The following is a 21,548-nucleotide window of genomic DNA, read 5'->3' on the forward strand; positions in this document are numbered from 1 at the left end:
GATAGGGATGTCGACTACTTCCTCGTTTTAAAAATCATTTGGTTGTTCTTTTTCTCGATATCCACATTTAATATATTAGACAGTATGAACAGTACATTGCTCTCGTTTTTCAGCGGGATGGTGCCGTCTATCTTCCTGTTTGCCAACTCCGGATCTTCCAGTATGATCGTATAGCCGTAAATGTCTTCCAGTTCAGTAACGATCTCCGCTACGGTGGTATTGCTCGTCAGCATTTTCCGCTCGGTCCAGTCCTTATGAAACGCCGGCGGTGCGGTTGTTTTGCTGAATGTGCCTGTTTGTTCGTCATATTCCGCCAGATCTCCCGGTTGCAGGAACAGTTGCTGCAGGCTGTCTGCTTTCAATTGTACTTTTATGCTTCCCTTTTCCAGCGATACGGTTGTTTTACCCCTGCGTTCCTTTACGTTGAATTCCGTCCCCAACACTTCTATCCGCAACCTGTTTGTATGTACGATAAAGCGTTCGTTCGCCGCAATAGCCTTTTTAAACTTGCTGCTATTGATATGTCGTACAGAAAAAAATGCTTCCCCTTTCAGGTACACTTCCCTAGGTTGGCCATTATCCCATTTGCGCAGATAGATCACCTGTGAATTCGCATTCAGCTTTACAATGGACGCATCGGGCAGGGATACGGTCACCAGTTGCCCATATCCGGCAACAACAGTATTGGCGGTATTACGGTTCAGTAACCAGAAAGCGCCGGTAAACAGTATGACCGCTGCTATAGATGCTGCTATAAGCCATTTCCGCCGGCCGGTCATCCGCACCACTTTAGCCGGACTTTCATCTATGGCAGTGATGATCTTGTTCCAGACCTCTTCCTCGTCAGATGGCTCCGGGTCTATCCTGCGGACGCTTAACATGTGTTTCAGCTGCTCCTCCGCTCCTCTTAATGCGGCCAGATTATGCGGCTGCGCGGCTATCCAGCTATTCCAGAATGCCTCCGTTTCCGGTGTGCCGTATTTTACCCATTGGATAAAAAACTTATCCTCAAGAAAATCCTGCTGGTCATATGATGTGTAGTCCGATGCCATCGTCAGTTTATCGGCGGTATTATTAACAGGACAGCCGGAAATGCGTTTTTACCCCACTGGGCAGGAATTTTTTTCAAAAAAAGTTGATAAAAGGCTAAGGACAGAGAGTTTAATTTGTAGTAATTTGATAATCAATATATTAAACAGGTCTTCAAAAATCGCTGTATATTGCCATATCATCGATACACTACCGCAAAACCGTACCAATATGATCATCAGAACAGCAACGACCGGTGACATTGCACAAATGCAGATCGTAAGAAATGCCGTTACGGAAAATGTTTTGTCCAATCCGGATCTGGTTACCGATGAGGATTATCACCGTTTCCTCGACATCAGCGGAAAGGGATGGGTTTGTGTGATCGGGGATGCAATTGCTGGTTTTGCCATTGTTGATCTGCAAGACCATAACATCTGGGCGCTGTTCCTGAAACCTGAATTTGAAAGGCGCGGCATTGGCAGGCAACTTCATGATACGATGCTGGACTGGTATTTTGAGCAGACGACGAAAGAAGTATGGCTGGGGACCGCACCCGGTACACGGGCAGAAAAATTCTACCGGAAAGCGGGCTGGACGGAAACGGGCATGCGCGGAAAGGGCGAAATAAAGTTCGTCATGCGGTATGAGCATTGGATGGAAAAGAAGGGATGAAAACCCGGAGCTTTTTATGACCAACCGCGCGGCGCGGCCATAATACTCAGGAAAGCAGTTCCTCTTTTGCCAGGCTGATGATCATCAGCAACGAGAAGCCCGGGGTGTTCATGATCTCCCGCAGCGCTACGATGGCCCTGGCAGATAGTTTATAGGTTGCTTTTACGGAGATGTTCAGAATAGCAGCGATCTCGTTATACTCCAGTTCTTCAAAATACTTCAGGTAGATGATCTCTTTTTGTTTGGGCGTAAGTTGGTTCAACGCATTGAGCAGGTTTCTGCTCCTTTCGGAAACAGCTTCTTTTTCGAGGTAAGCCGACTCCACCGTAAAGTTCAGTTCAAACGAGTGCTGATCCTCTATGCCGATGATCTTTGTGCGCCTGGATTGTTTTGTTTTATTAAAAATGGTGCTGCGCAGCGATACGAGCAAATATGATTTAACGTTCCGGACACTGGACAGCTGCAGGCGGTTGGACCAGAGTTTTATGAACAGGTCCTGGATACTGTCTTTCACGAGGCTTTTATCCTCAGCAACCCGCAGTCCATATTCATACAGGTTCCTGAAGTACTGCCGGTATATGGCCGCAAAGGCACGGCGGTCACCTTGCTGAAAGGCCTGCCACAATAAAGCGTCAGCATTTAAGCCACTGTCCATTAAAGAGAAAATTTATTCAAGCCCTGGGGACGCTCCCGAAGTCCCCTCCCGTGCTAAGATATGGTAAAAACCACGGCCATGCTACCGGAATGCTGTTATTCCTGTAAGGTACAGGGAGCCAGAGCCGTAAATATAATAATGGGCTTTATGGGTGCTGACGGGGCGGGGCAGGCCTGATCCCGGTGCTGATGGCCGGGGAGGATCAATTCAGGAAACTGTTGATCACCTGCCATATCTCTGCTTTGGTGAAAGGCTTTTCAAGGAAGGCGTCGGCGCCGTTCTCGAGGGCCAGGTCTTTTATGGTGGTGTCCACACCGGAGATCATAATGATCTTTGTGGCAGGGTATTTTTTCCGGATAAAACTGATCAGGTCTACGCCGAATCCGTCCGGCAGCCGGTTATCGAGCAGCACGATGGCGGGTTGATGCTGTTGAAAATATTCCACAGTTTCGGAAATAGTTTTTACATGCTCCACTTCAAGTCCTTTGCCGTCCAGCAGCATATTGATCAGGAGGCACATCTCTCCTTCGTCTTCGATGATCAGGAGCTTTTGCTTTTTATCCGTGGTGGTGGTGGTGGTGTTTGTCATAAGCGTTTGATGATTTTCAATAGATGTATTAAAAATCATACCAGATACGGGGAGCGCTTATTGGTTTCGTCAACAGTCTGAAAGGCTGGTGTGAAAAATGGGGCCGGGATATATGGAAACTGCTGAGCTTATTTAGAAGCTCATTATACCGGCATTTACAGCTCAAAAGCAATGCTGATTGAGCCACATTTCGATGTTCCTAGCGCTTTATGGAAAAAGGTTGCAACGACCTATTATTGGGAATTGTTGTCATCGCTTCCCTTCCTGCTGCCGTCATCATCGTTATCCTCATCTTCGTCGTCATTATCTTCATCTTCCTCGTCGTCATCGGCTGCCTCATCATCTTCTTCATCCTCATCCTCATCGTCATCATCGTCATCATCTTCATCTTCTTCATCCTCATCGTCATCATCTTCATCTTCATCTTCTTCCTCGTCTTCCTCATCATCTTCAGCTTCTTCCTCGCCATCGGCGGCCCCATCATCGCTACCATTCACGACATCGTCATCTTCGTCACTTTCCTCGTCCTCATCATCTTCTTCCTCATCATCATCCACCGACTCATCATCGCCACCTTCCACTACACCACTGTCTTCATCATTTCCCTTATCTTCACCTTCTACCGCACCTTCGCTCTCGCCATCAGTATCACTATCCGCATCATCATCATTGTTATCCGTTTCCCTTTCGCTCGTTTCATGATCTCCTTCCTCATTCCCAAGATCTTCAACAGCGGCTTCGATGCCTTCAGCAGCATCGGCTTCGTTCATTTCAGTATCGCCAGCTATTTCTTCATCATTATCTGCAACTTCTGCCGGCATTTCCTGTTCCTCCCCGGCTGCAAGCGGCGCTTCCCCTTCCATAGCGGCTTCGCTGCCCTGTTCCAGTCCGTCGCTTTCCTCTGTTATTTCATCATCCATCATGATCGTTGTGGTTTCCGTCAGTTCACCTGTCTCCGAAACGATCAGATGCCCGTCATCATCCACCAGTTCTTCATCCACCCGAAGCGTTTCCCCGCTTTCGATGGACAGCTGCGTCGGCGCTACGAAATCCTCATCGAACACTTCCTTGAGCTTCGGCAGGTCTTTCGGGGAATTCAAGCCGAAATAGTCCATGAAAGCCTTTGAAGTAGTATATAACAAGGGTTTCCCCGGCAGTTCTTCGCTGCGGCCGGAGATCACGATCAGTTCTTTTTCCAGCAGTTTGGTAATGGAATAATCGGTGCTTACGCCGCGGATGTGTTCGATCTCGCCTTTGGAGATGGGTTGTTTGTAGGCAATGATGGCCAGTGTTTCCAGCGCGGCGGTGGACAGGCGTTTAAGGAACTTCTCGCCGTTCAGTTGCGCCACGGTCTGGTAATACTCTTTTTTAGTCAGGAACTGGTAACCTCCCCCGCTTTCCCGTACGCTGAAGGCATAGAATTCGGAATTGTATTTTTCCTGGATGGCTTCAAGGGCGGCTTCCACCTGTTCCTGGGTGGCGCGGTCTTCCAGGAAGGCCATTGCGTTATTGAGCAGCTCGAGGATGTCCGCCACCGGCAAAGGACGGTCTGCGGCAAAGATCAATGCTTCTACATGCGGGATGAGCTGGGAAATTTCCATGGACTAAAGTCGATTAAACAAAAATGTCAAAGGCCGAAAATAAGACCTTTGACATTTTTTCAGAAATATAAATATTGTACTGTTGATTACTTGTGCATAAGATCAGCCCATCAGTGCTGCAGCGCCGCTTACGATCTCGGTAAGCTCCGTTGTGATGGCGGCCTGGCGGGCGCGGTTGTATTCGATCTTCAGGCTGCGCAACAGTTCCCCGGCGTTTTCGGTCGCCTTGTCCATTGCGGTCATCCTGGCCCCGTGTTCGGAAGCATGGCCGTCCAGCACGGCTTTGAAGAACTGGGTATTGAGGATCTTCGGCATCAGTTCAGCGATCAGGGTCGCTTTTTCGGGCTCGAAAATATAATCCGCTTTGGCGGTCTTTTCTTCTCCTGCGTTCTCCACTTTCGCGATGGGCAGGAATTGCTCTGCCTTGAAACGCTGGGTAGCGGCATTCTTGAATTCGCTGTAGATAATGTCCACCGCGTCGTATTCCCCTTTTATGAACCCTTCCATGGCAACTCCGGCGGCGGCTTTCACCTGTTCGAAGGAGAGGTTGGAAAACAGGTTCCAGAAACTGTCGTTCACTTTATAGCCGTTCTTTGAAAAATGCTCATAGGCCTTTTTACCGATGGGCAGTATTTCCACATGGCCTTTGGCGAACTGGGCGGCATATTTCTCGCGGATGGTCTGTTTGGCCAGCTTGATGATGTTAGTATTGTATGCTCCGCAAAGCCCGCGGTCTGATGTGATCGCCACGATCAGCACTTTTTCCACCTGGCGGTTGGCAGCCAGGGCCATATCTATCCCGCCTTCCGTATTGCTGACGATGTTTTGCAACATCTCCTGCAATTTCACAGCATAGGGGCGCATTTGAACAATGGCATCCTGTGCACGGCGCAGTTTGGCAGCACTCACCATTTTCATGGCTTTTGTGATCTGCTGGGTAGACTGGATGGATTTAATACGGTTACGAACTTCTTTAAGCTGTCCAGACATATTCTTTTAAAGATTTATATAAAAGGACGACCGCCCTTTCATTTTCGGCTGCAAAGGTAAGCAAAGGGCTGATAAATCGGAAATCCGGCCCCCGATATTTCTCCTGATTCTGGTCAGGTTTGGGGGCAGCCGGAACCGCGCCGGAGAACCAGGGACTTTGTTCCAATGGCCGGTGCTCCCGGGGAAGGCCCCTCCAGCCTACAGGGTGATCTTCGTCCCCAGTACTTTCAGGAACGCCGCTATCCATTGCGGATGCCCCGGCCAGGCCGGTGAGGTCACCAGGTTGCCGTCCGTCACGGCTTCATCAACGTTCACAGACACATACTCGCCTCCGGCCATGGTCACTTCCGGCTCCACAGCCGGGTAAGCCGTCAGCTTCCGGCCCCGGACCACATCCGCCGCCGTCAGGATCTGTATGCCGTGGCATACCGCGGCGATGGGCTTGCCTGCCGAAGCAAAGTGTTTCACCATATCTATCACCTTCCGGTTCAACCGCAGGTATTCCGGCGCCCGCCCCCCGGCTATCACCAGGGCGTCATACTCCGCCGGGTTAACGTCCGCAAAGGAGGCGTTCAGCACGAAATAATGCCCGCGCTTCTCACTGTAGGTCTGATCCCCCTCAAAATCATGGATCGCCGTGATCACCTTGTCCCCGGCGGATTTATCAGGACAAACCGCATGTACATCATGCCCCACCATCTGCAGCATCTGGAAGGGGACCATCGTTTCATAATCCTCCGCATAATCACCTGTGAGGAACACAATTCTTTTTTGTGCCATATTATTAACGTTTTAACTGGTTAACGGATATACTAAAGTTATTGAGAAATAAGTGTATTTTCCTTTATCTTAGAAAAGGAAACATGCGTAACTGCTCTTATGATAAGTTTATTGCAAACGATTGCAATTTTCAGGGATAATTCTTTATCTTGGGGCGCTCAAGGCTGCGCTTTGTCGTGGCATGGCGGCGCAACACGGGCAGCGTACGCAAACTTGGTCAACTTTAAAACCTTAAAAAGCAGCGAGTGCAATGGCCCGGATTGCAGAAGCGGCTTTCTGATACAAATTACTCTTCCATGAAAAAGTACATCCTTCTCGGTTGCGGGTTGCTGTGGATGGTCGCCGTACAGGCGCAAAATGGCAAATGGCAGAACCTGTTCAACGGTAAAGATCTGAAAGGCTGGAAACAGCTCAATGGCAAAGCTATCTATGAAGTAAAGAACGGCGAGATCGTTGGCACAACGGTGCTCAAGGAGCCTAATTCCTTCCTGGCAACGGAAAAGGACTATGGCGATTTCATCTTTGAGGTGGAATACAAGCTGGATAAGGACTTCAATTCCGGCATCCAGTTCCGGAGCCAGAGCAGGGCCGATTACAATAACGGCCGTGTATTCGGCTACCAGATGGAAGTAGACCCTTCTCCCCGCCGCTGGAGCGGTGGCATTTATGAGGAAGGTCGCCGGGGCTGGCTTTATCCGCTGGACCTCAATCCCGCTGCCCAGCATGCCTACAAACCCAATACCTGGAACAAATACCGTATCGAATGCCGCGGCTCCGAGATCCGGACCTATATCAACGGTATTGCAGCTGCCCACCTGGTAGATGCCGAGCTGCCTTCAGGCTTTATCGCCCTGCAGGTGCATGGCATCGGCAATAAACAGGAAGATGCGGGCAAGAATATCCGCTGGAAGAACATCCGCATCATGGAGAATCCCCCTGCTTCGCAGTATTCCCCCTACGATACCATCTATGTGGTGAATAATATCCCGAATACCGTTTCCGAGCAGGAAAAACGCAACGGCGTACGCCTGTTGTGGGACGGCACCTCTACCAAAGGCTGGCGCGGCGCCCATAAGGATGCTTTCCCCGCCAAAGGCTGGGAGATCAAAGACGGCACCCTGAACGTGCTGCCGGCTGACGGCGGCGAATCCACCAACGGGGGCGACATCGTTACAGAAGAGGAATTCGGCGCATTTGACCTGGAATTTGACTTCCGCCTCACGGAAGGCGCCAACAGCGGCGTGAAGTACTTTGTGACCGAAAAAGAGAACAGTCCGGGCTCAGCTATCGGGCTGGAATTCCAGATCCTGGACGACCAAAAACACCCGGATGCAAAATTAGGCGCCGCGGGAAACAGAAAACTTGCATCTTTGTATGATCTTATCCCTTCCTATAAATTCACCAATTCCCATAAAAAGATCGGTGAATGGAACCACGGGCGGCTGGTAGTGTACCCGGACAATCGGGTGGAACACTGGCTGAACGGGCACAAGGTGGTAAGTTATGTCAGAGGTGATAATATTTACAAGGCCCTGGTGGCACGCAGTAAATACCAGAAATTCGAGAACTTTGGCATGGCAGAAAAAGGACATATCCTGCTGCAGGACCACGGTAATGCCGTGAGTTTCCGCAGTATCAAGATAAAGATTTTGAGGTAGTCAGCGACTATTTCATTGTTCACTGTTTTTCAACCGACATCCCGACTCTTCGGGATGTCCTTTTTTTAGTGAACCATCGCTTTCCAGATCACATCGTATATATCTGTAGCCAGTAAACGGTCTTTCAGCGGCTGTGTGCTGATCAGCACCGGATGATCTTTTATATCCTCCGCGATACGCCCGTGAGAACCGCGTACCAGCGTGGCGTCCAGGGGAATCACGTCCATCAGGTAACGGAAGCCCAGTTTCTTTTTCATCACTTTGCTGATGACCTTCAGCTTTACAAAGGGGTCGGCAGGGTTAAGGAACATCTCTACCGGATCATAACCGGGTTTGCGGTGAATATCCACGATGCGCGCAAAATCCGGCGCTTTGGCGTCATCCAGCCAGTAATAATAGGTGAACCAGCTGTTGGCGTCGGCTACCAGCACAAATTCCCCGCTGCGTTCATGGTGCAGGTGATGCGCCCGCTTCCCTTCCCTGTCCAGCGCCAGCTGCACACCCGGTATATTTTCCACCAGTTCCCTGACCTTCTTGTAAACACGTTCATCATTCACATATACATGCGCTACCTGGTGATCCGCTACCGCAAACGCTTTTGATGCGCCGGGGTCCAGCAGTTCCAGACCGCGCTCCTCCCTCACCGCAATCAATCCTGCCTCGCGGAAGAGCCGGTTGAGATGAATGGGATTGCCCACATTCGTGATACCGTATTCTGACAGGATGATGATCTCGCTGTCCTGCTGCTGATAATAGTTAACGAGCTGCTCCACAACTTTGTCGATCGCGCGCAATTCCGGCGCTATTTTCGTGTAATCATGCCCGTACTTCTGCAGACAGTAATCGAGATGCGGAAGATAGATCAGCGTGAGGGTGGGATCATGCCATTTGTCCGTCAGCATGGAAGCGTCCGCGATCCATTGGGAGGAGCGGATATTGGCGCCGGGCCCCCAGAACTGGAATAACGGGAACTGCCCCAGCTCCTGCTGCAGCCGGTCGCGTAGCGATGCGGGATGCGCATAACAGTCCGGCATTTTGCGCCCGTCCGACAGGTATTGGGGACGGGGCGTTACGGAAAAATCGGCGGTGGAGTACATATTGTACCACCAGAACATTTTTGCGCAGGTAAAAGCGGGATCGAGCTTTTTGGCGCGTTCCCATATCTTTTCTACCTGTACCAGCTTGTTGGATTGTTTCCAGAATTTGATCTCGCAGTCCTCCCGGTCGTACCAGCCGTTCCCCACAATGCCGTGCTCACTTGGCCACTGGCCGGTCACGTAGGTGGACTGTACTGCTGTGGTCACTGCCGGAAGCATGGGAGCAATGGCGCTTTTATGATGCTGTTGCGCGTATGCGGCCAGGAATGGCGTATGCTCACCGATCAGGGATGAAGAAAGTCCGACTACGTCAATTACCACAGTTTTTCTCATAGATATCTCGCTGGGTTTCAAAACCTGTTCAAAGCTAGGATGATGTCAGGATAATTCCAACTGTTGCAACACCCATTTCATTTCTCTGGCGATGGACGCGCCCATCTCCTGTTTCAGGCCGGCGGGCAATACTTCCCAGGTATAGGTCTCTATTTCAAGATGATGCGTGAACGGTTTGGCGGCCTGCCGTTGCAGCACCCGCACAATGTCTTCCCGCGTGGAGGTCAGCGCACCGAACTGCTGCACGAAAACCGGCACATGAAAATGCGCACGCCATTCCTGTACATCGGGATTGTCCTGATCGGCCAGCGCCTGCGGCAGGTCCGGATAATGCAGTTTTCCCTCGTCCGTTTTACGGGCGATGACCTGGTGCAGGTAAGTGGATTCATTAAACTCCGCGAATGCGGCCATCACCTGCCGGCGTGTGTTTTCATCCCGGAATTCCGCTTTCAGGGCGGCGCTGATCTGCACTTTTCCGGTCTTCAGGCCAAAATAGTTCAGGCGCTCCAGCACTACCTGCGGGTCTTCATAGGATACGGCAAAGTGACACACGTCATAACAGAGCTGCACATGCTGTTTAATGGCCAGTATGGCTTCTTCTTCGGTCATGCCGAACTTGTCCTGCAAAAAGATCACACCTGCGGGCAGCAGGTGCTGAAAATACCAGTCGATATACTCTTTGGAGTTCTCCAGCATACCATCCGGTTCCGGCTCCACATCGAGATGCAGCAGTGGCCCGCCTTTCCGGTGGATGTTCACTAATTGCTCTACCACCAGCAGCATGTTGAGCGTAGCGCTTTCCATTACCGCCTTATGCTCTTCGCCGCAGCGGTGCCATAATTTGTAGGATAAAGGGGAGGTAGACACGCCGCCTTCCATTCCTTCAGGCAGCAATGCTGCCAGGATGCGGAAGAGGCGGATAGTGTAAGCCACGCGCTCGGCGGAGGTCCAGTCCGGCGTATGTACATCGTCTTTCACTTTTTCCCTGTGAAAGCCGCCGTATGGAAAACCGTTCATGGTGAATACGTAGCAGTCCTGCTCTTTCAGCCACAACCGGAATGTATTCAGGGTGGGTTCCTTTGCCAGTTCGAGGCTGGCGAGATTGCTCAGGCGAAGGCCGATGCCGAAAGGCTTGCCGGGCGATACCTGTGCTTTAACGGCAGGAATGAATGCCTGCAGTTGAGAAAAGTGATCTCCCCAGTTTTCACCCGCATGAATGTTGGAACAGTATGTCAGGTGGCCGTATGGAGTATGCATGATATATAAATTGTCTGTTGTCCTGATCTGGTCTTGCGTATTCTTTCCCTACCATTTGTCACGCAGCATGTTCGCAGCCTGCATGAGCGTTTCCTGATCCATTTCATGCACTTCCTCCCCTTTGCCGATGGCGCGCAGCAGCGAGATGGTGAGCCTTCCGCCGAGATGTTCGCGGAACTCTTCCAGCCCGGCTATGATGGCGGAGCTTTCATCTTCTATTTCGAGAAGGGGATGATATAATGGCAACCGCAGTTGTTTCAGTAAATTGATGATGCGCAGCAGCGATCCTTCATCGAGCATGCCCTTTAACCAGGAATACACACTGTCCAGCGCAATGCCGATGGACACTGCTTCACCATGCCGCAGCTCGAAGTCCGTCAGCTGTTCCAGCTTGTGCGCGCTCCAGTGCCCGAAATCAAGAGGGCGGGAAGAGCCGCTTTCAAAGGGGTCTTTACCGCCGATATGGGCCATATGCAGTTCCGCGCAGCGGCGGATCAGGTATTGCAGGCTTTCCGGTTCCGCTTCCGTCAGCTTTTGCGCATGAGATTCCATCCAGTCAAAGAAACCGGCGTCCTTTATCAGGGCTACCTTCACTGCTTCTATCATGCCGGAGCGCCAGTCGCGCTCATCCAGCGTGGTCAGGAAGCGGGCATCATTAAACACCGCTGCGGGCGGGGCGAATGAGCCCAGGAAGTTCTTTTTGCCATGGTAGTTGATCCCGTTCTTCACCCCTACCCCGGAATCGTTCTGGGACAATACTGTAGTGGGAATGCGGATATGCTTCACACCGCGGTGGCTCACCGCTGCCACATACCCTGCCAGGTCCAGCACAGACCCGCCACCGATGGCTACCACAAAGGAATGCCGGTCGATGGCATGCTGGTTGATGGCGTTGACCAGCCAGTAAAAAAGCTGGAGGTCGTTCTTTGCCGCCTCGCCACCCGGGACCACGATCACATCTTCCACCAGCTCAAAGTTGTCCAGCCCCTGGCAATAGGCGGATAACTGCTCCTTCAGGTCTGCATGCGCTTCCGTTACCCCGTCATCTACGATGAACAGCAGCTTTTTACGGATACCTTTCTCTGCCTGGGATTCCAGGTAAGATGCAAAGCATGGGTTGGCCGGATCGAAAATATTCTCTGTAAAGTAGACCTTATACTCAAACTGAACACTGAATGATTGCTGTATGTACGACATATCTATACTCCTACTGATTCTTACGGGACTGTTTAACCGGCTAAAAGTACAAAAAACGGTATTAACGCCGGGAATTTTTGTGAGCAGTTTCCGGTCATGTTACGGCAAATGCCCTGGAGAGGAGGATGGATAAGGGGAGGAGGCAAAGGACAGCCAGGGCGAAGGGGAATGTGGCGAAGGCTGCGGCCCAGGCCGCATTCATGGCGATCAGGCCGATGATCCCTCCTTTAACGGCCCGCCCGATATTCGGACCGGCTGGGTCTTTTATGGCGGTCAGCAACGGGCGCATGATGAGATAGAGGAATACCGCCAGGAAGAGCGCTACTTCCGGGAGCTTTCCGTGAAGCCAGCCCTGTACGAGAATGACGATGCAGACGATGGCATAACCGGCGGCGGCCATTTTCAGGGGGCCTTTCTTCCCGCCATGCACTTCATCCCGACTGATCATGGTAATGGCTGCGATGTACAGTACCGGCACCAGGGCGAACCATCCGTGACGTAACAGTGATTCCGGGAGAATGCTCATGCCGAGCAGCAGGTTCAGGCCACGGCAAAGGCCCATGTTCAGCGGGCCGAGCTGTGTATGATGTTTGCCCCATTTGTTATATACCAGTGCGGCAATGGCGATGCACAAGGCAATGATCCCCTGCAATTCCCCGACGCTGAAAGCGCCGATCACGCCAAGTACCAACAGGTACACGCCCAGCACGATAGCCTCGGTGCGGGAGATGACACCGCTGGGGATGGGCCTTTCCGGGCGTTCAATACGGTCGAGCGTAGCATCAAAAACATCGTTGAATACAACGCCGCCGCCGTACAGGCCGATGGTGGCGAAAACGAGGCAAAGGAATTGCAGCACGGACTGGGTGTCCCCAAAACCGGCCAGTAAAAATCCGGAGATGGCGATACCTGCCATGACATCGGTAATGGCCGTCAGGATATTAGCCGGCCGCATCAAACGCAGATAACCAAATAATTTGGTAAAGATATAGCTCACGTTCTTCAGTTAGGATTCAATGGTTAAACAATGGGGAAAGGTGTATCCGGTTACCTGATAATTGTTGACTGTTTATTTGGCCGGGGCTGCTGACCTCCGCGCAGAACAGTGCTGCCGTTGTATTTGAGGCTTTGGTCTACTGTCTGAACGGTGTCAAAGTCGGCTTCATTGATCTGCCCGCTCTGCGCAAATGCCGTGATGGCGTTTCGATAGGTAACCAGTTCTACGGATGCTTTGTCGATACCGCTTTCCAGCATCAGGGCCGCGGTTTTGGGTACGGCCAGCGGATCGCTGATCCCCCAGTCCGCCGCTGAATTGATCATGATGCGTTCGGTCCCGTACTGCCTGACCACTTCCACCATTCTTTCATTGCCCATTTTAGTGAACGGATAGATGGTGAATGCGGCCCAGAAGCCCCGGTCCAGCACCTCTTTTACGGTTTCTTCGTTGTTATGGTCCACGATGACCATATAGGGGTCCAGGCCCATTTCCAGGGCTATGTCCATACTCCGCTGCGTACCCTGTTTCTTGTCGCGGTGCGGCGTATGGATCTGTACCGGGAGGCCGGCATCTTTGGCCAGCAGCAGCTGTGCGCGGTAATATTTTTCTTCCAGTGCGGTCTGATCATCAAATCCGATCTCACCGATACCTACCACGCCTTCTTTATAGATGAAGAGCGGCAGTATCTCCATGACCTGTTCGCTGAGTTTTTCGTTATTCGCTTCTTTCGAGTTCAGGCCGATGGTACAGTAATGTTTGATGCCGAACTGCGATGAGCGGAAACGTTCCCAGCCCACAAGGCTGCTGTAATAATCGCGGAACGTATCCACTCCCGTACGGGGCTGGCCGAGCCAGAAAGCCGGTTCTATCAATGCCACTACCCCCGCGTCTGCCATGGCCTGGTAATCGTCCGTTGTACGGGAGGTCATATGTACATGCGGGTCAAAAAACCGCATGCCTTTGATGGCATCCAGGTATGCCGGATTATGATTGAGGGGTTGAAGGTCTTTTTCCGTCAGCTGAGCACTACAACACATATATGGTTCGAATTACAATTGTCATCAAATTAGTAATAAAGCGCAACGCATAGAATAGCATGAATTAGCCATTTATGCGCCGGGCCACTGTTTCCCAAGTAAGTTTGCCGGTGGCGATGTCTTCCGCCATGTCCGGCCGTTTGCCGAGCAACTCACGGGCCGGGTTATACGAAGAACTGAAACAGGCCAGTGCAGCGGCTTCGCGCTCTGCATGCTGTTCAGAGAACCATACCCTTTCGATGTCCGCAAAGTTGGTTTCACTGATGAAAGGCGCCACCAGCCGCCATAACAGCGGATGCACCACCCTGCCTGCTGCCCATCGTTCATGCGCAAGATCGATGAGCGTGCGTGCCAGTACCGGGTTTGCGCGTTCATCCAGACCGGTGATGCGGTGTACGGGTTTCTCTGTAAAGAAGGCTTTCAGCACCAGCTGGTTCCAGGCCGCTTCGTCCAGGTACTTTGCGGGGTACGGATTATCCAGCATGATCGCTTCCAATACCACACCAATGTTTGATCTGATGCCTTCCGCCGTGCGGGCCGTCCATTCTTCGGGAAAAGCCAGCAGGGGCAATGCGCCGTAAAGCGCTACCTGCTCGTTCATTTCCGCGGCCATGAACAGGTTCTCCAACGCACGGATATAGGCGCTTTTGTCCTGTATGGGCAGCTGCAGCAGCCACCAGACGCGGAAAAGGCGATCCAGTGTATAGTCATTGATCACGAAGGGATGCAGGGCTTCCTGCTCTGCCGTGGATAGCTGAACTTCCGTCCTGCCCAGAAAACGCGGGGCGGCGGAAAAGGCCAGGTTGAACTGTTGCATGGCGCCCTGCTGCAGCCAGGCAGTCAATTGGGCGGACAGCCATTTTTCAGCGGTATCCGGTACATGCCGGAGTATGATCTGGTGTAACAGCGTCGAAATCCTGCGCTCATCGTATGCGTATCCCATGGGGCTAAAATAAGAAATTCCGGGCTGGCATAAAATAAAAGAGAGGCAACTAGTGCCTCTCCTTCCGCCATTCTAAAACCTGATTAGTAACCAGGATATTCTTCAGGGACCATGCCCAAATATCTTGCCGGGGTTGAACTTTCATGTTGCCTTGGCGTTGGAGGCAACTGCTTTCGATATGCAATATAAGGATTAAAAATCGTTCACCGATCACCCCAAAGTGTCAAAATTTTAACATTCTCTTTGGAAAAACGATTTTGCAGTAGATAAGTTTGACCGATTTTACTACGCTGGCACAGTTGTTTCAATAGATTAACGATGCAAAAAAGTGGAATTTATAAAGGCAAAAAATTTCTCTAAATATCGGTCAAGGTGTGGTTTATCTCATGCAAATTTTCGTATGCGAATCAGTTGTCATTGATGTTTTAAAATTATAACATTTATTTAACAACCGCAACTATTGTGCTATTTTTTTTGAAAAAAAGTTTTCTCACTACAAGCATGAGGCTTGTATTGCGGATTTTATGTAAGTTTAAACAATTTATCTGACTAGTTTTCATCTGTTCACATTTTTTTTCGGGCAGACGGAACCGCTGGTTTCAATTTTTTTCGTACAATTTGTGCCATGAAAATATTCAATGTCATTTTTGCCGTTCTGTTCGTGCTATTTGCTGCGCTTCAATGGAATGATCCGGACCCCTACATCTGGATACCCATTTATCTTTACGGCGCCATTTTTTGTGCGCTGGCGGCCACAGGTAAATATTACAAAGGCTGGTACCTGTTCGGGATCGTTGCCTGCCTGGGATATGCCGCTTATCTCTTCTTTGAAAAAGATGGCGTGCTGAGCTGGATGCGGGATCATCAGGCGGAGAACATCGCCGGCAGCATGAAGGCTTCCGCCCCCTGGATCGAAGATACGCGGGAGTTCTTCGGCCTCTTCATCATCATTATCGTACTGCTGGCCAACTTTGTGCATACCAGCCAGCGGAAAGCGAAAAAGATGCGTAAAAAGATGATGAAGATCGGATAACGATAGCCCGATGCTGATACAATTTTACCAGCAGCCCCTGTGCTTCGCCGCCCCAAGGACAACACAAGGAGAAGACAAGGAAAACCCAAGGAGAAGGAGGTTTAAATAGTATCATTATGCATAAAAAAGCGAGGCCGGCCCGGAAGGGTCAGCCTCGCTTTTTATTTATAAGATCTGCGGCGGTCTACTTCGCCAGCAGTTTAATGAAATCGATCCCTACCGGTGCTTTCTCCGCAGGGTCTGCCGCTTTGAAGACGAGGAACAGGGTATGCTTGTCGTTACCCGTCCAGGCGGGGAAACGGATGGTTGCCGTAGCCGCTGTTTCTTTCTGCGCATTGGCGCCGATCTTCACTTCGCCAAGTGACTGCCCGTTCACCGCATCGTCCAGCCGTGCTTCCACGATATAACCGTACTGCGGAACATCCTGCACGAAATACGTCAGCTCTATTCCGTTCACTTCCGCCAGGTCGAGGTCCTTATAAGAAGCCCAGGAGCTGGCCGTAGGAATGAGCAGCTTTCTGCCGCTGATATCCACAGTTGCCGCGCCATCAGCCTTGGCATAACGCTCTGCCTGTATCTTCGGGTTACGCAGTTCCGCATTGGCCGCGCCCGTAATGGGACGGATACCGGCACCGCCTTTATCCGTATAACTGGCCATCAGATAGAGGAAGCCGTTATCTTTCAGTTCGCTGCCGGCCGTTGCATCCACGGTACCGCTGACGGGCAGGGATGGTTCCTGTTTTGCGCCGCCGGCTACCGAGAAAATGTATTCCACGATCTGCCGGGCTTCACCGGGGGTAATGGTGGGGTGGGCGGACATCACTGTTTCGCCCCAGACACCGCCGCCGCCTTTGATGATCTTTTCCGCGAGATATTCCGGTGATTTCGGATCATCCTTGTATTTGGTAGCCACGTCCATAAAGCTGGGACCAATGGATTTTTCATTGATCTTGTGACAGGTTTTGCAGTCCGATGACTCCACGATGTTCCTGCCGGCGATAGCGCCGGAAATGATCTGGTGCCCCTGCGGCATGGCTGCTTTATCCCTGCCTTCCATATACAGCGCCTTGATGTAAAGGTTGGATACATCCAGCGTACCGGCGGCCGTGCTGCCGTCTTCCTTGTCCGTCACGGAAACGTTGTAGCGTACCGGCTTGCCGGGGAAGTAGAACATTTTGTTGCCCACGATATCAATATTGACTTCCGGTGTTTCATTACCGGCATATACGTTGATCATCTTGCTGCGCACAGTTGCGCCGTGACTGTCGGACACATCCACGAATACCGGGTACTCGCCCGCGGCCGTGAAAGTATGTTCCACAAAAGGTTCCGTTGTTTCTTTCTTGTTGCCGTTGCCGAAATTCCAGAGGAAGGTCAGCGGGTCTCCATCCGGGTCCATGGCTCCTTCCGCGGTGAGCTTCACCTTGAACGGCAGCGCACCGGTAAGCTTGTCCACCTTCAGTTCTGTCCTCGGCGCACGGTTCCCTCCATTGTAATCGATACGGACGAGCGCGGCATCGGGGTTCTTGCTGAACCAGCCTTTACCGTATTCCAGGATGTAGAGGCGCCCGTCAGGCCCCATCTCCATATCTATCGGCGCGTTGAATTGGGCAGAAGGCATGAACTTCTCCATCTTCACATAATTGGCATCCTTGTCCAGCGTAACCGCCATGATCCAGCCCCTGATCCAGTCGTAAATGAACAGCTTGCCATTATAGTACTCCGGAAGGCGTGTTGCCTTCGGGTAGAATTCGCTGTAATATATCGGCCCTGCCATCGCATTCCGGCCACCGCTGCCCACCAGGGGAAATTCTGCGGATTTGCCGTAGGGATACCAGATGAACGCGGGCACTGCGGGCGGGAGGTTGGTCAGCCCCGTATTGTTCCGGGAATTATTGACGGGTTTCTCCGGATCATGAAACGCGCCGGACTCCCCGGTCTCATAATTGTACATGCGGTACGACTGGTTATTCCCGATAAAGAGCGGATAGCCATAGTAGCCGGCTTTTTTCGCCTGGTTCACTTCGTCATAACCCATGGGGCCTCTGAGCGAATCGTCTTTTGCCGCATCCGGCCCTACATCACCCCAGTAAATGATCCCGTTCTTCTGGTCTACCGAGATCCGGTAGGGATTGCGGGTGCCCATGGCGTAGATCTCCGGTTTCGTTTTGTCTGTACCGGGCTTGAAGAGATTGCCATCTGGAATGGAATAGGAACCGTCTTCCTTTACGCGGATACGGAGGATCTTTCCCCGGAGGTCATTGGTATTGGAAGATGTTCTGCGGCCATCGTACTGCAAGTGGCCGGGGCGGTCGTCAACCGGACCGTAGCCTTTGCTGGTGTACGCTTCTCCCGGTTCATCAAACGGCGTGGTATTGTCCCCGGTGGAGAGGTACAACAAGCCATCCGGACCAAAAGCGATGGAGCCGCCGGTGTGGCAGCAGATATCGCGTTGCGAGTAGAATTGCAGTATTGTTTTTTCACTCTGCATGTCCAGCTTGTTATCCCTGAACACAAAACGGCTCAGGCGGTTCACGGAGGTATCTGCAGGGGAATAAAAGAGATATACGAAGTGGTTCTTTGCGTAATCCGGGTCTGCGGCAACGCCCATCAGGCCTTCCTCCGCATTCACTTTCGGCACATCCGTTTTATGATAAACGTTGAGGTAACCTACCTGTGTGAGCGCCTGTGTGGTGTTGTTATAGAACAGCACTTCACCGCGGCGTTGCACGATGAGCACATCCAGGTTGGGCAGGATGGCCATTTCCGTAGGTTCAAAGAAGTTGCCGCCGTTCAGTACCTGCCTGGTAAAGCGGTCTTCATCCGGTACGCGCTGCGAAGTGGCCCTGGAGTAGTCCAGCATCTGATTCTTGCCGATGGCGTATTTGATACCGCCCAGCACATGCTGGAGGAAAGGCGCTTCGGTATAGGATTCTTCCGTATGCCCCAGCTCTGTATAAAATGCGCGGCCTCCGTCGTATTCATGATACCAGCTGATGCGGTGATCATCGCCCATAGTGCCGCCCTTGTAGGATTTTTCATCTACCGAGATGAGCACTTTGGTTTCCTTGTTGACGTTCCTGAAATTATACCATTCATCGGTATGTTCCCATGTTTCCGGCAGGTCTTTCGTGGAAGGATGGTTCCTGTCTTTGATGATCAGCCTGGCTTTTTCCGTGCCTTCAGGATGATTCTCGAAGTAGGCGCCTACCAGTTTACCGTACCATGCCCAGTCATATTCCGTATCGGTAGCGGCGTGGATACCCACGAAGCCGCCACCGGCCTGGATGTAACGTTCAAAGTCCGCTTCCTGGCGGGTGTCCAGCACGTCGCCGGTGGTGTTCAGAAAGATCACGGCGGCATACTGCTGCAGGGAATCTTCGGTGAATCGTGCTGCATTCTCGGTAGTATCCACATCAAAGCCGTTCTCCTTCCCCAGTTGTTGTATGGCATTGATGCCGGCAGGGATGGAGGCATGACGGAAACCGGCGGTCTTGGTAAATACCAGCACCCGGGGTTTGCCGGGGCGGGATTTACTGCAACCCGCAATGCCCAGGCCCGTCACGGCAAGGATCATAATGATTAAAAGATGTTTCATCAAGGTTGTTAGTTTAAATAACGGGATGTATTAAAAGCATATAGAGACGCAGGTTGCTGCGTCTCTATATGCTTATCTTATGTGTTTGTCTGTCATCATTCCATTCACTTCTTTTTCGCCATCACATATTCGATGCCGCCCCATACATGTTGCAGGAAGGCCGGTTCGCTATATGATTCCTTTGTATGGCCCAGTTCGGTATAGAATGTGCGGCCTCCGTCGAAATCGCGGCACCAGCTCATGGGATGGTCGTCCCCGTTCTTGCCGCCCTTGTAGGATTGCTCATCGATCCTGAGCAGCACATGCAGACCGGGAACGATGCTTTTGAAGTTGTACCATTCATCCTTGCGGATCCAGGTACTGTCCAGGTGCCGTGTAGCCGGATGATCCCGGTCCTCCACATGCAGCGTTGCCGTCTGCTGGTGCGGATGGCTGAGGAAATAGGCGCCTACCAGCTGGTTGTACCAGGGCCAGTCGTATTCCGTATCCGTGGCGGCATGTACGCCAACGTAACCGCCGCCTTTACGGATATAGTTTTCCATGGCGGCCTGCTGCCCGTCGTCCAGTACATTTCCGGTAGTGTTCAGGAATATGATGGCTTTGTAGCGTTTCAGGTTCTTTGCGGTAAAGACCGCCGCATCTTCGGTGGTATCCACCGCAAATCCTTTTTCCGCACCGAGCTGCATCATGGCCAGTTTGGCCACGGGTATGCAATCGTGCCGGAAACCGGCCGTTTTGGAAAATACCAGCAGCCTGGGTTTGGCCTTTGCGGTTGTGAAAGCGTATCCTGCAAAGAGGATGCAAATACCACAGATAATGAGCAGGCTTCGGAGAAGGAATTTCATATACTAAAGTTCACGGATCTTGATATTCCTGTACCATACGCCGTCGCCATGGTCCTGCAGGGCGATATGGCCTTTGGCAAATGCGCCGAAACCTTTCCAGGTCTTGAATTTGCTGTTAGCCACAAGCTTGTCCCATTCCGGTGTGCCCATGGTTGTTTCGCCGGTCACCTTGCCGTTCAGCAGCAGCGTAAGCTTGCCGTCTTTCTTGATGATCTTTGCGGTGTTCCACTCTCCTACCGGTTTGGCGTAACGGGCGGGAGCAGCAATGAGATCATACAGTTCGCCGGCATTATGTTTTACATTCTTGCCGTCAGGGTGCCCATCATCATCGATCACCTGCATTTCAGGGCCGGTGGAGTAGGTAGCGCCGTACTGATCGCCTTCCTGTACGCTGAAGATGACACCGCTGTTACCTGCTTTGGATATTTTCCATTCCAGTTCCAGTTCATAGTTTTCGAACTGTTCCACTGTCATGATATCTCCGCCGGAAGCACCGGCTTTTTTGGCTTCAGTATCGAGGAACAGCGCGCCGTCCTGCACTTTCCAGGCGGAGGGAGCTTCCTGTTTCTTGAATCCGCGCCAACCGGTGGTTGTTTTGCCGTCGAACAGCAGTTTCCAGCCGGCTTTCTTTTCTTTCTTTGTCAGGGAAGGACCTCCGTTCTGTGCCTGTGTGGAGGCGCATCCTGCCAGCACGCCCAGCAGCAATACGGATGAGATAATACGTTTCATCTGTGTTTATATTTAATTTTTCGGGTCATAAGCAGCCTTGCCGGCTTCCTATGTTGTGTTTGTCTTTACCTGGTTATTTTCCTACGGAGAGGATATATTTCACCATTTCCTTTGCGTCCTCTTCGGGGATGGCCGGATGCGGGGCCATGGGAATCTCGCCCCAGTTGCCTGCGCCGCCTTTGATCACTTTGCCTGCGAGGGTGGCGATGTTTTCATCGTTGTTCTCGTATTTGGCTGCGATCTCATTGTAGGAAGGGCCGATCAGTTTGGCATCTTCCTGATGGCAGGTCTTGCAATCCTGCGCAGCGATCAGTTCCTTGCCTTTGCCCGCTGTGGGCGCAACCATGGAATCGTCTACCACTACAGGGGTCTCTTCAGATTTTTCTTCTGTTTTCTTTTCTTCACCGCCGCCGCATGCAGCAAAAAGGATCGCCGCACTGATGCATACTGGCGCCCATATGGTCTTCTTCATTTTTACGCTTTTATGATAACAATAATTGAGAAA

General features: G+C 51.6%; 19 protein-coding genes. 3 read left to right on the plus strand and 16 right to left on the minus strand.

What is annotated here, in order from left to right; genetic code table 11:
- Window positions 1-14: 14 nt before the first annotated feature.
- A complete protein-coding gene (locus FW415_RS24640; protein WP_148389738.1) occupies window positions 15-1,052 on the minus strand; it encodes a FecR family protein in 1,038 nt (345 codons plus the stop codon).
- Between the two features lie 208 nt (window positions 1,053-1,260).
- Between FW415_RS24640 and FW415_RS24645 the strand changes: the two genes are divergently transcribed.
- Entirely contained in the window at window positions 1,261-1,704 is a 444-nt protein-coding gene (locus tag FW415_RS24645) for a GNAT family N-acetyltransferase (protein WP_148389739.1), read from the plus strand.
- Window positions 1,705-1,750: 46 nt separating this feature from the next.
- On the opposite strand, the gene FW415_RS24650 is transcribed toward FW415_RS24645, so the two are convergent.
- The 5 genes from FW415_RS24650 to FW415_RS24670 all read right to left on the minus strand — a co-directional run bounded on the left by FW415_RS24650 (window position 1,751) and on the right by FW415_RS24670 (window position 6,319).
- Window positions 1,751-2,359, minus strand: coding sequence for an RNA polymerase sigma factor (locus FW415_RS24650; RefSeq protein ID WP_148389740.1), 609 nt, complete (start codon window positions 2,357-2,359; stop codon window positions 1,751-1,753).
- Window positions 2,360-2,561: 202 nt separating this feature from the next.
- On the minus strand, window positions 2,562-2,948 hold the full coding sequence (locus FW415_RS24655; RefSeq protein WP_168208971.1) for a response regulator: 387 nt from the start codon (window positions 2,946-2,948) through the stop codon (window positions 2,562-2,564).
- A 233-nt stretch (window positions 2,949-3,181) separates the two neighbouring features.
- Window positions 3,182-4,549, minus strand: a complete 1,368-nt coding sequence (scpB, locus tag FW415_RS24660) for an SMC-Scp complex subunit ScpB (protein WP_148389742.1) — start codon at window positions 4,547-4,549, stop codon at window positions 3,182-3,184.
- Window positions 4,550-4,651: 102 nt separating this feature from the next.
- Window positions 4,652-5,539 carry an ATP synthase F1 subunit gamma gene (atpG, locus tag FW415_RS24665; protein ID WP_148389743.1) on the minus strand — a complete coding sequence of 296 codons (888 nt, stop codon included), beginning with the start codon at window positions 5,537-5,539 and terminating at the stop codon, window positions 4,652-4,654.
- 198 nt (window positions 5,540-5,737) lie between these two features.
- Entirely contained in the window at window positions 5,738-6,319 is a 582-nt protein-coding gene (locus FW415_RS24670; protein WP_148389744.1) for a DJ-1/PfpI family protein, read from the minus strand.
- A gap of 296 nt (window positions 6,320-6,615) precedes the next feature.
- Here FW415_RS24670 and FW415_RS24675 point away from each other — a divergent pair, with 296 nt between their 5' ends.
- On the plus strand, window positions 6,616-7,977 hold the full coding sequence (locus FW415_RS24675; RefSeq protein ID WP_148389745.1) for a DUF1080 domain-containing protein: 1,362 nt from the start codon (window positions 6,616-6,618) through the stop codon (window positions 7,975-7,977).
- A gap of 65 nt (window positions 7,978-8,042) precedes the next feature.
- Here FW415_RS24675 and FW415_RS24680 read toward each other — a convergent pair whose 3' ends face one another.
- From FW415_RS24680 to FW415_RS24705, 6 genes are all read right to left on the minus strand, one after another.
- The gene (locus FW415_RS24680; protein WP_148389746.1) at window positions 8,043-9,407 is read right to left on the minus strand and encodes an alkaline phosphatase family protein; all 1,365 of its coding nucleotides are present in this window, start codon (window positions 9,405-9,407) and stop codon (window positions 8,043-8,045) included.
- 45 nt (window positions 9,408-9,452) lie between these two features.
- Window positions 9,453-10,664: a metabolite traffic protein EboE gene (gene eboE / locus FW415_RS24685; protein WP_148389747.1), complete on the minus strand. Its 1,212-nt coding sequence runs from the start codon at window positions 10,662-10,664 to the stop codon at window positions 9,453-9,455.
- Between the two features lie 48 nt (window positions 10,665-10,712).
- A complete protein-coding gene (locus FW415_RS24690; RefSeq protein ID WP_371417068.1) occupies window positions 10,713-11,948 on the minus strand; it encodes a 3-dehydroquinate synthase in 1,236 nt (411 codons plus the stop codon).
- Window positions 11,949-11,955: 7 nt separating this feature from the next.
- Entirely contained in the window at window positions 11,956-12,858 is a 903-nt protein-coding gene (gene eboC / locus FW415_RS24695; protein ID WP_246858861.1) for a UbiA-like protein EboC, read from the minus strand.
- A gap of 50 nt (window positions 12,859-12,908) precedes the next feature.
- On the minus strand, window positions 12,909-13,895 hold the full coding sequence (locus FW415_RS24700) for a TatD family hydrolase (protein WP_148389749.1): 987 nt from the start codon (window positions 13,893-13,895) through the stop codon (window positions 12,909-12,911).
- 64 nt (window positions 13,896-13,959) lie between these two features.
- Window positions 13,960-14,838, minus strand: a complete 879-nt coding sequence (locus FW415_RS24705) for an EboA domain-containing protein (protein ID WP_148389750.1) — start codon at window positions 14,836-14,838, stop codon at window positions 13,960-13,962.
- 625 nt (window positions 14,839-15,463) lie between these two features.
- Between FW415_RS24705 and FW415_RS24710 the strand changes: the two genes are divergently transcribed.
- Window positions 15,464-15,871: a transmembrane 220 family protein gene (locus FW415_RS24710; RefSeq protein WP_148389751.1), complete on the plus strand. Its 408-nt coding sequence runs from the start codon at window positions 15,464-15,466 to the stop codon at window positions 15,869-15,871.
- A 184-nt stretch (window positions 15,872-16,055) separates the two neighbouring features.
- Here the strand turns inward: FW415_RS24710 and FW415_RS24715 are convergent, their stop codons facing one another.
- From FW415_RS24715 to FW415_RS24730, 4 genes are all read right to left on the minus strand, one after another.
- Window positions 16,056-19,469: a ThuA domain-containing protein gene (locus tag FW415_RS24715; RefSeq protein WP_148389752.1), complete on the minus strand. Its 3,414-nt coding sequence runs from the start codon at window positions 19,467-19,469 to the stop codon at window positions 16,056-16,058.
- 104 nt (window positions 19,470-19,573) lie between these two features.
- Window positions 19,574-20,314 (minus strand): ThuA domain-containing protein, encoded by a 741-nt coding sequence (locus FW415_RS24720; RefSeq protein ID WP_148389753.1) that lies wholly within the window; start codon window positions 20,312-20,314, stop codon window positions 19,574-19,576.
- 3 nt (window positions 20,315-20,317) lie between these two features.
- The gene (locus tag FW415_RS24725) at window positions 20,318-21,043 is read right to left on the minus strand and encodes a DUF1080 domain-containing protein (RefSeq protein ID WP_148389754.1); all 726 of its coding nucleotides are present in this window, start codon (window positions 21,041-21,043) and stop codon (window positions 20,318-20,320) included.
- Between the two features lie 73 nt (window positions 21,044-21,116).
- Complete coding sequence (locus FW415_RS24730; RefSeq protein WP_148389755.1) at window positions 21,117-21,515, minus strand: c-type cytochrome; 399 nt, start codon at window positions 21,513-21,515, stop codon at window positions 21,117-21,119.
- Window positions 21,516-21,548: the final 33 nt, after the last annotated feature.

Origin of the sequence: Chitinophaga sp. XS-30 (assembly GCF_008086345.1) — a bacterium.
Classification (GTDB): domain Bacteria; phylum Bacteroidota; class Bacteroidia; order Chitinophagales; family Chitinophagaceae; genus Chitinophaga.

Excerpts from the sequence above, each read along its gene's own strand:
- FW415_RS24655 (WP_168208971.1), bottom strand. The coding sequence starts at position 2,948 with ATGACAAACACCACCACCACCACCACGGATAAAAAGCAAAAGCTCCTG.
- FW415_RS24670 (WP_148389744.1), bottom strand. The coding sequence starts at position 6,319 with ATGGCACAAAAAAGAATTGTGTTCCTCACAGGTGATTATGCGGAGGAT.
- FW415_RS24710 (WP_148389751.1), top strand. The coding sequence starts at position 15,464 with ATGAAAATATTCAATGTCATTTTTGCCGTTCTGTTCGTGCTATTTGCT.
- scpB (WP_148389742.1), bottom strand. The coding sequence starts at position 4,549 with ATGGAAATTTCCCAGCTCATCCCGCATGTAGAAGCATTGATCTTTGCC.
- FW415_RS24730 (WP_148389755.1), bottom strand. The coding sequence starts at position 21,515 with ATGAAGAAGACCATATGGGCGCCAGTATGCATCAGTGCGGCGATCCTT.
- eboE (WP_148389747.1), bottom strand. The coding sequence starts at position 10,664 with ATGCATACTCCATACGGCCACCTGACATACTGTTCCAACATTCATGCG.
- FW415_RS24645 (WP_148389739.1), top strand. The coding sequence starts at position 1,261 with ATGATCATCAGAACAGCAACGACCGGTGACATTGCACAAATGCAGATC.
- FW415_RS24640 (WP_148389738.1), bottom strand. The coding sequence starts at position 1,052 with ATGGCATCGGACTACACATCATATGACCAGCAGGATTTTCTTGAGGAT.
- FW415_RS24650 (WP_148389740.1), bottom strand. The coding sequence starts at position 2,359 with ATGGACAGTGGCTTAAATGCTGACGCTTTATTGTGGCAGGCCTTTCAG.
- FW415_RS24680 (WP_148389746.1), bottom strand. The coding sequence starts at position 9,407 with ATGAGAAAAACTGTGGTAATTGACGTAGTCGGACTTTCTTCATCCCTG.
- atpG (WP_148389743.1), bottom strand. The coding sequence starts at position 5,539 with ATGTCTGGACAGCTTAAAGAAGTTCGTAACCGTATTAAATCCATCCAG.
- FW415_RS24705 (WP_148389750.1), bottom strand. The coding sequence starts at position 14,838 with ATGGGATACGCATACGATGAGCGCAGGATTTCGACGCTGTTACACCAG.
- FW415_RS24675 (WP_148389745.1), top strand. The coding sequence starts at position 6,616 with ATGAAAAAGTACATCCTTCTCGGTTGCGGGTTGCTGTGGATGGTCGCC.
- FW415_RS24725 (WP_148389754.1), bottom strand. The coding sequence starts at position 21,043 with ATGAAACGTATTATCTCATCCGTATTGCTGCTGGGCGTGCTGGCAGGA.
- FW415_RS24715 (WP_148389752.1), bottom strand. The coding sequence starts at position 19,469 with ATGAAACATCTTTTAATCATTATGATCCTTGCCGTGACGGGCCTGGGC.
- FW415_RS24700 (WP_148389749.1), bottom strand. The coding sequence starts at position 13,895 with ATGTGTTGTAGTGCTCAGCTGACGGAAAAAGACCTTCAACCCCTCAAT.
- FW415_RS24720 (WP_148389753.1), bottom strand. The coding sequence starts at position 20,314 with ATGAAATTCCTTCTCCGAAGCCTGCTCATTATCTGTGGTATTTGCATC.